The following is a 13,022-nucleotide window of genomic DNA, read 5'->3' on the forward strand; positions in this document are numbered from 1 at the left end:
CCTGAGACGGGCAAATCTGTCGCTGAAAACCAACATACGAGCTTAATCGTAGTCTCGACGCACATATGTTGTAGCGTGGCCGACGCGCAGTGGCCACTGTGGTACCAAAAGAAAACCCCCGCCGGACAACGCCGGCGGGGGCGAGAGCTGCAGGCCGTTTGCGGCAGAGACTACATACTCCGCCGATACTGCCCGCCAACCTCATAGAGCGCGTGGGTTATCTGCCCCAAAGAACAATACTTGACCGTCTCCATCAGCTCGGCAAAGAGATTGCCGTTCTCGGAGGCCACCTGCTTGAGACGGGCGAGGCGCGCCTGCCCTTCCTGCTCATTGTGTCGCCAGAAGGATTGAATGTTGCGCAATTGGCTCTGCTTCTCTTCCTCGGTGGAGCGGATCAACTCGATTTCGTCCTCCTCCTCGGCACCTTCCCGGGGCTGGAAGGTATTGACGCCGACGATGGGCAGCGAGCCATCATGCTTTTTCTGCTCATAGTAATGACTCTCGTCCTGAATCTTGCCTCGCTGGTACATGGTCTCCATGGCACCCAGCACGCCGCCGCGTTCGGCAATGCGCTCGAATTCCAGGTACACCGCCTCCTCGACCAGGTCGGTGAGCTCTTCGATGATAAAGGAGCCCTGGATGGGGTTCTGATTCTTGTTCAGCCCCAACTCCTTGTTAATGATCATCTGGATGGCCATGGCCCGACGCACTGATTCCTCTGTGGGCGTGGTGATGGCCTCATCGTAGGCGTTGGTGTGCAGACTGTTGCAGTTGTCATACAGCGCGTAGAGCGCCTGCAGGGTCGTGCGGATATCATTGAACTGAATCTCCTGGGCATGCAGGGAACGCCCGGAGGTCTGGATGTGGTACTTCAGCTTCTGCGAGCGTTCACTGCCCTGGTAGATATCCCGCATGGCCCGGGCCCAGATGCGACGGGCCACACGGCCGATCACGGCATACTCCGGGTCCATGCCATTGGAGAAGAAGAAGCTCAGATTGGGCGCGAAATCATCAATATCCATGCCCCGGGCCAGGTAATACTCCACGATGGTGAAGCCGTTGGACAGGGTCAGGGCCAGCTGGGTGATGGGGTTCGCGCCGGCCTCGGCGATGTGATAGCCGCTGATGGAGACGCTGTAGAAGTTCCTCACATTATTATTGGAGAAGTACTGCTGCACGTCGCCCATCATCTTGAGGGCAAATTCCGTGGAGAAGATGCAGGTGTTCTGTGCCTGGTCTTCCTTGAGAATATCGGCCTGCACGGTACCGCGCACACTCTGGATGGCCTCGGCCTTGAGCTTTTCGTAGACCTCCGGCTCAACCAACTGGTCCCCGGGCACCCCCAGGGTGTTCAGACCATGGCTGTCATGGCCGTCGGGCAGCGCCCCGCCGTAGCCGGGACGCTCACCATCGCGGAACAACGCCTTGATCTTCTTCTCCGCTTCCTCCCAGCGACCTTCTTCCTTGAGGTAGGTCTCCACCCGCTGGTCAATGGCCGCATTCATGAACATGGCCAGGATGATGGGCGCCGGGCCATTGATGGTCATGGAGACCGATGTGGTCGGTGCCAGCAGATCAAAGCCCGAGTAGAGCTTTTTCATGTCGTCCACGGTGGCGATGGACACCCCGGAGTTGCCAATTCGTCCGTAGATATCGGGGCGCTCATCCGGGTCCTCGCCGTATAGGGTCACCGAATCGAAGGCAGTGGACAGGCGGGTAAACGGCTGCCCCCCGGCCAGGTAATGGAAACGACGATTGGTCCGCTCGGGGGTGCCCTCGCCGGCGAACATGCGCGTGGGATCCTCGCCCTCGCGGCGATAGGGAAACACGCCGGCGGTGAAGGGGTACTCACCCGGCAGATTCTCGTTCATCCGCCAGTGCAGAATGTCACCCCAGTCCCGGTAACGAGGCACGCCAATCTTGGGAATCTGCACACCGGCCAGGGACTCGGTGTAGTTATCACCGGTGATCTCCTTGCCGCGGACCTTGTAGTTGAACTGTTCGGAGCGCGCTGCCTCGCGGCGCTCCGGCCAAGCCTTGAGCAGCTTGCGCCCCTCCTCGCCAATATCCTCCAGCGCCGCGTTGTAGCGCTGGCGCAGGGTCCGCAGGCTATTGTCGTCGCCCTCGGTCAGGGCGTCGCCGGGATAGGCCTCCAAGGGCTCGGGCAAGCGCTCATCTTCCAGGGTCTTGAGTGCCTCATAGCAGGCATGGGCCCTGGAAGCCGCCTCGGCAGCCGTTTCCGAGCGGCGGTGGGCTTTCCGCCCGGTGTTAGCGATTTCCGCCAGGTAACGCTCCCGGGAGGGTGGGATCAGGGCCTGGCGCTCCACGTCCACTTCCGGAAACTCGGCCTCCACCCGCCAACGCTCGGCCGGCAACTCCAGCTTCTCGGTAAAGCCGTTGACCATGGCCTTGAACAGACGGTTCATGCCCGGGTCATTGAATTGGCTGGCGATGGTGGGATAGACCGGAACGTCCTCGTCCGGTTTATCGAAGGCCAGGTGGTTGCGCTTCCACTGCTTTCGCACATCCCGCAAGGCATCCTTGGACCCGCGCTTCTCGAACTTGTTGATGGCGATCATGTCCGCGTAGTCCAGCATCTCGATCTTCTCGAGCTGGCTGGCGGCACCGAATTCGCTGGTCATCACATAGAGGGAATAATCCACCAGATCAACCACTTCGGAATCGCTCTGACCAATGCCGGCGGTCTCCAGAATGATCAGCTCAAAACCACAGGAACGGAGGAACTGCAGGGACTCCTGGATGGCGGCACTGGTGGCCAAATGGGCCCGGCGAGTCGCCATGGAGCGCATGAAGACCCGTTCGTCCATGAGCGAATTCATGCGAATCCGGTCACCCAGCAGGGCCCCGCCGGTGCGCCGGCGAGTGGGATCCACCGCCAGCACGGCAATGTCCGCATCCGGGAAGAAGCGCCGGAAGCGATTGAGCAACTCGTCGGTCAGCGAGCTCTTGCCCGCCCCGCCGGTACCGGTAATCCCCACCACCGGCGGCCGATTGGTGGTGGCATGCCAATCCTTGGCCATCGCCTTGAGCACATCTTCGTCGTCCGAGGCCTGCTCGATCAGTGACAGGGTACGGCCGACACTGATGTGATCAGACTTGTCACCCCGCCCCGGCTCGAACTCCGGCCGCTGCCAGGCCCGGACGCGCTCGAAGACATCCTCGATCATGCCCTTCAGGCCCATGGACATGCCGTCATGGGGGGTATAGACCTTCTCGACGCCGTATTCCTCGAGCTCGGCGATCTCATGAGGCACGATGGTGCCGCCACCGCCCACCACCACGCGGATATGCTCACAGCCCTTCTCGCGCAGCATGTCCACCATGTACTTGAAGTATTCCATGTGCCCGCCCTGATAGGAGGACACGGCAATGCCATCGGCATCTTCCTGGATCGCGGCCCGGACAATATCCGCCACCGCCCGGTTGTGGCCCAGATGTATGACCTCGGCTCCGTTGGACTGCAAAATGCGGCGAATCATGTTGATGGCCGCGTCGTGGCCATCAAACAGGGAAGCGGCAGTAACAAAACGCAGCGGAATGGACTCTTCCGCAGTACTTCTGCCCTGAATGCGGGATGCTGCAGTACCCATCGGGAACCTCCGTTGGAACTCCAAGCCACTGATAAATCGGGCTTTTCGTGGGAATTCGGTGTTAACAGGGGCGCCAATTATACCGGGGGTTGGGCCTCGGGTGCGAATACCGCCAAAACCGGAATTTCAAACGCTGACCCCCAAAAACGACGAGCCTGCTATAATTCGCGCTCCCGAAAACCGACGGCCGGCAAATTTGGCACGCTGGTCACACGCTGAATACGCGATATCGAGTCGCGTTCAACTGGCCCTCCGCTGCCCGACAACAGGGTTGCGCGGCATCCTTTCTGCCGCCCTGATTCCGCCGCCCCGCCGCTCCGGCTGCCGGGCGCGGATGCGCTGGACGGGCAAGGGCCATACCGCTTTATTTCCGTCTCAGGAGGACAATATGGAGCTTTTCGCCACCGCAGAACAGATGGGTCATGAGCAGGTCGTGTTCTTCCATCACAAGGAAAGCGGCCTCAAAGCCATCGTGGCGATCCACAACACCGTGCTCGGCCCGGCTTTGGGCGGACTGCGGATGTGGCCCTATGACAGCGAGGACGAGGCGCTGACCGACGTTCTGCGCCTGTCCCGCGGCATGACCTACAAGGCGGCCGTCTCCGGCCTCAACCTGGGCGGCGGCAAGTCCGTCATCATCGGCGACCCCAAGAAGGACAAGAGTGAAGCCTTCTTCCGCGCCCTGGGCAAGTTCATCGACTCCCTGGGTGGACGCTACATCACCGCCGAAGACGTGAACACCACCGTCAACGACATGGAGTACATCTTCGCCGAGACGGATAATGTGGTGGGCGTACCCGAAGTGCATGGCGGCGGCGGTGACCCCTCCCCGCTCACGGCCTACGGCACCATCCGGGGTATCCAGGCCTGCCTGAACCGCAAGTACGGTCACACCGACCTGTCCAAGGCCAGCTACGCCGTTCAGGGCGCCGGCAATGTGGGCATCCACATCATCCGCACCCTGCGCGAGGCCGGCGCCAAGGTCACTGTCTGTGACATGAATGAACAGCGCCTTGAAGAGTGCAAGGAAATGGGCTGCGAGATTGTGGACCTTGATGCCATTTATGACGTGGACTGCGATGTCTACGTGCCCTGCGCCCTGGGTGCCACGGTCAACGACGAGACCATCCCGCGCCTCAAGTGCGACATCGTGGCAGGCTCCGCCAACAACCAGCTGGCCGAGGAACGCCACGGCACCGAGCTGGAAAAGCGCGGCATGATCTATGCCCCCGACTACGCCATCAACGCCGGCGGCCTGATGAACGTGGCCATCGAGCTGCAGGGCTATAACAAGGACCGGGCCTTCCGCCAGGTCAAGGGCATCTACGACATCATCGAACAGATCTTCGCCATCGCTGACCGGGATGGCATCCCGAGCTGGCAGGCTGCGGATCGCCTCGCCGAGGAACGCATCGCTGCCATGAGCTCGGTCAAGCTGCCCCATGTGGAACGCCGCTCCAAGCGCGCTTCCGGGCGGCGGCCAAAGGCCTGACCGGAGCCACCGTAGGAGCGGATTCATCCGCGATCCAAGCCATCGGCTGCCTCGGCAACCGACAACACGGGCATCGCGAATGAATTCGCTCCTACGGCTTATTCGAATCAGCCATTTCCCGATAATTCCTTCGAGGGGCCTGCGGAATGACCGTCATCAACACCCACATCAACGAAGAACTGGACATGCTCCGCGAGTCCGTGGAGCGTTTTGCCCAGAGCGAAATCGCACCCATCGCCGCGCAGGTGGACGAGACAAACGAGTTTCCCCAGGAAATGTGGCAGAAGCTGGGGGAAATGGGCCTGCTGGGCATGACCGTTTCCGAGCAGTACGGTGGCTCCGACATGGGCTACCTGGCCCATCTGGTGTCCATGGAGGAAATCTCCCGGGCGTCCGGCTCCATCGGCCTGTCCTACGGCGCCCACTCCAATCTCTGCATCAACAATATCTTTCTCAACGGCACCGAAGAGCAGAAACAGAAATACCTGCCCAAACTCTGCTCCGGCGAGTGGGTCGGTGCACTGGCCATGTCCGAGCCGGGAGCCGGTTCCGACGTGGTGGGCTCCATGAGCTGCCGTGCCGAGAAGAAGGGTGATGTCTGGGTCGCCAACGGCAACAAGATGTGGATCACCAACGGCCCCGAGGCCGATGTGCTGATCGTCTACATGCGCACCGCCAACAAGGATCTGGGTTCCAAGACCATCACCGCCTTTCTGGTCGAGAAAGGCATGAAGGGCTTCCGCACGGCCCAGAAGCTGGACAAGCTCGGCATGCGCGGCTCCAACACCTGCGAACTGGTCTTCGAGGACTGCGAAATTCCCGAGGAAAACATTCTCGGTGAGGTCAACGAGGGCGTCTATATCCTCATGCGCGGGCTGGACTCCGAGCGCCTGGTGCTCTCCGGCGGACCCATTGGCCTGATGCAGGCCGGCATGGATCAGGTCCTGCCCTATCTCCATGAGCGCAAGCAGTTCGGCAAGTCCATCGGTGCCTTCGGCATCATGCAGGCCAAGGTGGCGGATATGTATACCGCCCTGCAGTCTTCCCGTGCCTTCGCCTATCGCGTGGCCGAGGCCTTCGACCGGGGCGAGCAGGTTCGCTGGGATGCCGCCGCCTGCCTGATGTACTGCTCCGAATCCGCCGTCAAGGTAGCCCTTGAGAGCATCCAGTCCCTGGGCGGCAACGGCTACATCAATGAATACCCCACCGGCCGCATCCTGCGTGATGCGAAGTTGTACGACATTGGCGCCGGCACCAATGAGATTCGGCGGATGTTGATTGGTCGGGAATTGTTCAATGCAATGACGCCGTAAAGGCATTTACATTTTTGCACAGTAGGAGCGGATTTATCCGCGAAGAATTCTTGTGACCCGGCAAGCAGAAACGGGTGTTTCAGGATCGCTTGCTGAAGCTGGCAATTAGGTCATGAAGCCTATAGGCCCTGTTGCGGCTTCTGCACGTACAAGAAGGCATCGCGAATGAATTCGCTCCCACGGTGGTTTCTTTAGGAGTTTTGTCATGTCCACAAATGATCCCATCGTCATCGTATCCGCGCGCCGCACCCCCATCGGTTCCTTCCAGGGCAGCCTCGCCGGCGCCAAGGCCCCGCAGCTGGGCACCGCGGCCATTGCGGCGGCCATGGAAGACGCCAAATTGGGTAGCAGCGATGTGAGCGAAGTCATCTTTGGCTGCGTGCTCCCGGCCGGTCTCGGTCAGGCACCGGCCCGTCAGGCTTCCCTGGGTGCCGGCATCGACAAGGGCACCGGCTGCACCACCATCAACAAGGTCTGCGGCTCCGGCATGAAGGCCGTGATGATGGGCCATGACCTGATCGCCGCCGGCTCCGCCGAAGTGATCGTGGCTGGTGGCATGGAGTCCATGACCAACGCCCCCTATCTGCTGCCCAAGGCCCGTGGCGGCATGCGCATGGGTCACCAGGAAGTCATCGACCACATGTTCTTCGACGGCCTGCAGAACCCCTATGACGGCCAGATGATGGGCGGCTTTGGCGAGACCTGCGCCGACAAGTACAACTTCACTCGCGAAGCCCAGGACGAGTTCGCCATCGAATCGGTGAAGCTGGCCCAGACTGCGGTCGAAAAGGGTTACTTCAAGGATGAAATCACCCCGGTCACCATCAAGGGCCGCAAGGGCGAGACCGTGGTGGACACCGACGAGGAACCCGGCAAGTGCAATGTGGAAAAGATCCCCACCATGCGCGCCGCTTTCAAGAAAGACGGCACGGTCACCGCCGCCACCTCCTCCTCCATTTCCGATGGCGCCTCGGCGCTGATCCTGATGCGCGCCTCGGAAGCCGAGAAGCGCGGCCTTGAGCCGCTGGGCCGCATTGTCGGTCATGCCGGCCATGCCCAGGAGCCGGAATGGTTCACCACCGCGCCGGTGGGTGCCATCAAGAATCTGCAGGATAAGCTGGGCTGGTCCGTGGACGACGTTGACCTGTATGAAGTCAACGAAGCCTTTGCCGTGGTAGCCATGGCCGCCATGCATGATGTGGGCATCCCGCGGGAGAAGCTGAACATCAATGGCGGTGCCTGCGCCCTGGGTCACCCCATTGGCGCCACTGGTGCCCGCATCATCACTACCCTGCTGCACAGTCTCAAGCGCAACGGCGGCAAGCGCGGCATCGCCTCCCTGTGCATCGGCGGGGGTGAAGCGACGGCGATCGCTGTTGAACGGCTCTAAATTCAGTAAGGGGCACCGTAGGAGCGAATTTATCCGCGATGCCTTCTTGTGACCCGGCAAGCCGTAACAGGTGCTATCCGATGCCGGGTTTTTAGAAAGTTCGGATATTGAGTCTTTAGAACCTGTTGCGGCCTCTGGACACACAAGAAGGCATCGCGGATAAATCCGCTCCTACGGTGCCTACAATAGCCTGATCGACAATGAATAGGGAATTAGGGATGCCTATCCTGAAAACGACAGTGGACCGCTCTGACGCAACCTTCCAGGCCAACGCCGAACACATGGAAGGGCTGGTGGCGAATCTCAAGGATCAGCTGAGCCGCGCCGCCCAGGGCGGCGGTGAGCGTGCGCGCAAGAAGCATACGGACCGGGGCAAGCTGCTGCCACGGGAACGCATCGAGGCCCTGCTGGACAGTGGCAGCGCCTTCATGGAGTTCTCGCCCCTGGCCGCCCACGGCATGTACGACGATGCCGCGCCGGCCGCCGGAATGATCACCGGCATTGGCCGGGTCAAAGGGCGCGAAGTGGTGATCGTGGCCAATGACGCCACGGTCAAGGGCGGCACCTACTACCCCATGACGGTGAAAAAGCATCTGCGGGCCCAGGAAATCGCCCGCGAGAACCGTCTGCCCTGCATCTACCTGGTGGATTCCGGCGGCGCCTTCCTGCCCCTGCAGGACGAGGTCTTCCCCGACAAGGAACACTTCGGGCGCATCTTCTACAACCAGGCGCAGATGTCCGCCGAGGGCATTCCCCAGATCGCCGTGGTGATGGGCTCCTGCACCGCGGGCGGCGCCTATGTGCCGGCCATGTCGGATGAAGCCGTGATTGTCCGGGAACAGGGCACCATCTTCCTCGGTGGCCCGCCCCTGGTAAAGGCTGCCACCGGCGAGGAAGTGGACGCCGAGTCCCTTGGCGGCGGCGAGGTGCATACCCGCATTTCCGGGGTAGCCGATCACCTGGCCGAAGACGACGCCCACGCCCTGTCCATCTGCCGTGACATCGTCGCCAGCCTCAATGGTCGCAAGTATGTGGACCTGGACCTGGCCGAGCCGGTGGAACCGATCTACCCCGCCGAAGACCTCTACGGCATCACGCCGAAGGAGACCCGCCACCCGGTGGATGTGCGCGAGATCATCGCCCGCATCGTCGATGGCTCCGAGATGCACGAGTTCAAGCCCCTGTTCGGCAAGACCCTGGTGACCGGCTTTGCCCGCATCCACGGCTATCCGGTGGGCATCATTGCCAACAACGGCATCCTGTTTTCTGAATCGGCCCAGAAGGGCGCGCACTTCATTCAGCTCTGTGAGCAGCGTGGCATTCCACTGGTGTTCCTTCAGAACATCACCGGCTTCATGGTGGGCAAGAAGTACGAGAACGCCGGTATTGCCAAGGACGGGGCCAAGATGGTCAACGCCGTGGCCACCGCCAGTGTGCCCAAGTTCACCGTGGTCATCGGCGGCTCCTTCGGGGCCGGCAACTACGCCATGTGCGGCCGCGCCTATGGTGCCCGCATGATGTGGATGTGGCCCAACTCGCGGATTTCGGTCATGGGTGGCGAACAGGCCGCCTCGGTGCTGGCCACCGTCCGCCGCGACGGTCTCGAGGCTCGCGGCAAGGAATGGCCCGAAGCCGAGGAAGAGCAATTCAAGAACGCCATCCGTGACCAATACGAGGATCAAGGCCACCCCTACTACGCCACCGCGCGCCTGTGGGATGACGGCATCATTGATCCCATGGATACCCGACGCGTTCTCGGCATGGCGATCTCGGCGGCCCTGAATGCACCGATTGACGAGCCGGATGGATACGGTGTCTTCCGGATGTAATTGAATTCCCGTAGGAGCGAATTCATTCGCGATTCGAAACATTGGCTACCCCGTAGCTCGCAAATGAATCAACGCTTCAATCGCGAATGAAATCGCTCCCACGGGGCATATGGATAGCCAGGGGGATTTGTTATGACAGAACAGGTCAAGGTCAATATCGACGCACAAGGCGTCGCCACCGTGACGCTCAACCGTCCCGAAAAGCACAACGCCTTCAATCAGGATGTGATCCAGGAACTGACCGCCACCTTCTCGAAGCTGAACAACGATGATTCGGTGCGCGTGGTGGTGCTGACCGGCGAGGGCAAGTCCTTTTCCGCCGGGGCGGATCTCAACTGGATGCGCTCCATGGCGGAGTACAGCGAAGACGAGAACCTGGAAGACTCCCTGCGCCTGGCCGAACTGATGTGGACCCTGGACGGCCTGCAGAAGCCCACCGTGGCGCGCATCAATGGCTCGGTCTTCGGCGGTGGCGTGGGCCTGGTGGCGTGCTGTGACATCGCGGTGTCCGTGGCCGAGGCGAAATTTGCCCTGACCGAGGTTCGCCTGGGCCTGGTGCCCGCCGTCATCTCCCCCTTCGTGATCCGCGCCATCGGCACCCGCCAGGCACGCCGCTTCTTCATGACCGGCGAAGCCATGGACGCCGAGCTGGCGGAGAAAGTGAACCTGGTCCACGAAGTGGTGGCCGCCGATCAGCTGGATGAAGCGGTGACGGTGCACGTCAAGCGCCTGCTCAAGGGTGGCCCCAACGCCCTGCGCGCCAGCAAGGAGTTGATCGACAGCATCCACGGCCAGGGTATCTCCGCCCGGGAAGCGGCAAAGATGAAAACCTCCCGACTGATTGCCCAGCTCAGGGTGTCGGAGGAGGGCCAGGAGGGTCTGTCGGCGTTTCTGGAGAAGCGGGCTCCCAACTGGGTTGGGAAGTGAACAGTTCCCAGTGAACAGTCGGCCGTGCCTGCCGAAAGGCCTACTGTTTCCTGATAGGCAGCTGCCATGCTGCTCGCAATCTTAAGCAAATAACAGTGGGAGCAGCATTCCTGCCGCGACAGGAGGCATATAGAAGCCCTGATCGCGGCAGAAATGCCGCTCCCACAGAAGAACAGCGCCCCGCCCACTGTTCACTGGGAACTGGGAACTGTTCCCTTATCTTTACAAAGCCGGGGCAGCGAATACCGGCCCAATGACCTGAGGAAGGAAAACCATGTTCCGGAAAGTCCTCATAGCCAACCGCGGTGAAATCGCCTGCCGCGTCATGGATACCTGCCGGGATCTCGGCGTGAAAACGGTGGCGGTTTATTCCGATGCCGATGCCGGTGCCCGTCATGTGCGTCTGGCGGACGAGGCCGTGCACATCGGCCCGGCGGCCGCGGCCGAATCCTATCTCAATGCCGAGCGCATTCTTGAGGTGGCGAAGGAGACGGGCGCCGAGGCCGTGCACCCCGGTTATGGCTTCCTGTCCGAGAACACCGACTTTGCCCGAGCCTGCGACAAGGCCGGCATCGTCTTCATTGGTCCCAGGCCGGACAGCATCGACCAGATGGGTTCCAAGTCTGCCTCCAAGCACATCATGGAGAAAGCGGGTGTGCCGGTGGTGCCGGGGTATCACGGCGAGGACCAGAGCGACGAGACCCTGACAGCTGAAGCCGAGAAAATCGGCTACCCCTTGATGATCAAGGCCGTCTCCGGTGGCGGCGGCAAGGGCATGCGGGTGGTGCATGAGGCTGGCGAATTCAAGGCCGCGCTGGACGGCGCCCGCCGCGAGGGCAAATCCAGCTTCGGGGATGACCGGGTGCTGCTGGAGAAATTCATCCAGCAGCCACGGCATATCGAGTTCCAGGTCTTTGCCGACAGCCAGGGCAACACCATTCACCTGTTCGAGCGGGAATGCTCCCTGCAGCGCCGCTACCAGAAGATCGTGGAAGAGACCCCCTCCCCCGCCCTTGATGACAGCCTGCGGGCCAAGATGGGCGAAGCGGCGGTCAATGCCGCGAAAGCGGTGAGCTATGTCAATGCCGGCACGGTGGAGTTCATCATGGGGGCCGATGGCGGCTTCTACTTCATGGAGATGAACACCCGTCTGCAGGTGGAACATCCGGTGACCGAGATGACCACCGGCCTGGATCTGGTGGAATGGCAGCTGCGGGTGGCCGCCGGCGAGCCGCTGCCCCTGGACCAGGACGAGATCGAGCAGTTCGGCCATGCCTTCGAGGTGCGTCTCTACGCCGAGAAGGTGGCGGAAGGCTTTCTGCCCTCCACCGGTACGGTCCGGGGTTTCGACTGTCCCGATGACGAGGAAGGCGTGCGTCTGGACACCGGCGTCGAGCCCGGTGATGAAATCAGCATCCACTACGACCCCATGGTGGCCAAGCTGATCGTCTTTGACGAGGATCGCGAGCTCTCCCTGCGCCGCCTGCGGGAGACCCTGGCCCGCACCGCCGTGTTCGGTGTGGAGACCAATCTGTCCCTGCTGCGTGCCATCGCCGCCGATGACCGCTTCGCCGCCGGCGACATGGACACCGGCATGGTGGATGAGCGCCTGGCCGACTGGACCACGATCCCGGCGCCCTCCACCGGCGTGCTGGCCGCGGCCGCCGTGTACCGGCAGATGGAACTGCAGCTGGACAACGAGGACGAGGAAGACCCCACCTCCCCCTGGACCCAGCCGGATGGCTGGCGCGTCTCGGGCGACGGCGGCCTGCGGGTGCGCCTGGCGGCGGCGGGCGAGGAACAGGATGTCTGGCTGCAGAGTGTGGGCCCCGAGCAGTGGGCCCTGAGCATCGGCGAGGACTCCCTGGCCGTGGAGCTGGTGGAAGTGGAGCCGGAGGCCCTGGTGCTGGCCATCGACGGCCATGTGCGGCGCTTTGATGTGCTGGCCGATGCGCAAGACCTGCAAATCACCGAGGCCGGCGTGAGCCATGTCCTGAAACGAATCGACCCCTATGCCGCCGCCGGTGGTGCCGCCGCCGACGAAGCCCATCCCGGCAGCCCCATGCCCGGCCGCATCGTTGCCGTGCATGTGAAGGAAGGCGACCGGGTGGAAACCGGCGACCCCATCCTGGTGCTGGAAGGCATGAAGATGGAATTCACCGTCAAGGCCGGCGTGGCCGGCACGGTTGAAAAGCTGAAATACGGCGAAGGCGACATGGTCGAAGCCGAAGTGCCTTTGGTTGATATTCAGGCTGACGCCTGAATATCAACCAAAGGAGTGAACAGTGAACAGTTCCCAGTGAACAGCTGGCCGCGCCAGCCGAGAGGCCTACTGTTTCCTGGCAGACAGTCGCCATGCTGCCAGCGGTACTAGCCGGATAACCGTGGGAGCGGCATTCCTGCCGCGACAGGAGGCTTATCGAAGCCCAGATCGCGGCAGGAATGCCGCTCCCGCAAAAG

Annotated in this window: 7 protein-coding genes; 6 read left to right on the forward strand and 1 reads right to left on the reverse strand. The window is 61.9% G+C overall.

Features of this window, described 5'->3' with window-relative positions; all coding sequences use genetic code 11:
• Positions 1 to 170: 170 nt before the first annotated feature.
• A complete protein-coding gene (locus VCB98_RS03160; protein ID WP_346050403.1) occupies positions 171 to 3,611 on the reverse strand; it encodes a methylmalonyl-CoA mutase family protein in 3,441 nt (1,146 codons plus the stop codon).
• Positions 3,612 to 3,999: 388 nt separating this feature from the next.
• Here VCB98_RS03160 and VCB98_RS03165 point away from each other — a divergent pair, with 388 nt between their 5' ends.
• The 6 genes from VCB98_RS03165 to VCB98_RS03190 all read left to right on the forward strand — a co-directional run bounded on the left by VCB98_RS03165 (position 4,000) and on the right by VCB98_RS03190 (position 12,825).
• Positions 4,000 to 5,103, forward strand: a complete 1,104-nt coding sequence (locus VCB98_RS03165; RefSeq protein ID WP_346050405.1) for a Glu/Leu/Phe/Val dehydrogenase dimerization domain-containing protein — start codon at positions 4,000 to 4,002, stop codon at positions 5,101 to 5,103.
• 146 nt (positions 5,104 to 5,249) lie between these two features.
• Positions 5,250 to 6,416, forward strand: a complete 1,167-nt coding sequence (locus tag VCB98_RS03170; protein WP_346050407.1) for an isovaleryl-CoA dehydrogenase — start codon at positions 5,250 to 5,252, stop codon at positions 6,414 to 6,416.
• A gap of 205 nt (positions 6,417 to 6,621) precedes the next feature.
• Positions 6,622 to 7,806: an acetyl-CoA C-acyltransferase gene (locus tag VCB98_RS03175; RefSeq protein ID WP_346050409.1), complete on the forward strand. Its 1,185-nt coding sequence runs from the start codon at positions 6,622 to 6,624 to the stop codon at positions 7,804 to 7,806.
• Between the two features lie 218 nt (positions 7,807 to 8,024).
• Positions 8,025 to 9,635, forward strand: a complete 1,611-nt coding sequence (locus VCB98_RS03180) for a carboxyl transferase domain-containing protein (RefSeq protein WP_346050411.1) — start codon at positions 8,025 to 8,027, stop codon at positions 9,633 to 9,635.
• Between the two features lie 132 nt (positions 9,636 to 9,767).
• Positions 9,768 to 10,562 carry an enoyl-CoA hydratase/isomerase family protein gene (locus VCB98_RS03185; RefSeq protein ID WP_346050413.1) on the forward strand — a complete coding sequence of 265 codons (795 nt, stop codon included), beginning with the start codon at positions 9,768 to 9,770 and terminating at the stop codon, positions 10,560 to 10,562.
• A gap of 274 nt (positions 10,563 to 10,836) precedes the next feature.
• Positions 10,837 to 12,825, forward strand: coding sequence for an acetyl/propionyl/methylcrotonyl-CoA carboxylase subunit alpha (locus tag VCB98_RS03190; protein WP_346050415.1), 1,989 nt, complete (start codon positions 10,837 to 10,839; stop codon positions 12,823 to 12,825).
• Positions 12,826 to 13,022: the final 197 nt, after the last annotated feature.

The organism is Natronospira elongata (assembly GCF_034931365.1).
GTDB classification, from domain to species: domain Bacteria; phylum Pseudomonadota; class Gammaproteobacteria; order Natronospirales; family Natronospiraceae; genus Natronospira; species Natronospira elongata.

Bases quoted from the DNA above. Each gene is read 5' to 3' on its own strand.
- VCB98_RS03160 (WP_346050403.1), bottom strand. From the start codon at position 3,611: ATGGGTACTGCAGCATCCCGCATTCAGGGCAGAAGTACTGCGGAAGAG.
- VCB98_RS03165 (WP_346050405.1), top strand. From the start codon at position 4,000: ATGGAGCTTTTCGCCACCGCAGAACAGATGGGTCATGAGCAGGTCGTG.
- VCB98_RS03170 (WP_346050407.1), top strand. From the start codon at position 5,250: ATGACCGTCATCAACACCCACATCAACGAAGAACTGGACATGCTCCGC.
- VCB98_RS03175 (WP_346050409.1), top strand. From the start codon at position 6,622: ATGTCCACAAATGATCCCATCGTCATCGTATCCGCGCGCCGCACCCCC.
- VCB98_RS03180 (WP_346050411.1), top strand. From the start codon at position 8,025: ATGCCTATCCTGAAAACGACAGTGGACCGCTCTGACGCAACCTTCCAG.
- VCB98_RS03185 (WP_346050413.1), top strand. From the start codon at position 9,768: ATGACAGAACAGGTCAAGGTCAATATCGACGCACAAGGCGTCGCCACC.
- VCB98_RS03190 (WP_346050415.1), top strand. From the start codon at position 10,837: ATGTTCCGGAAAGTCCTCATAGCCAACCGCGGTGAAATCGCCTGCCGC.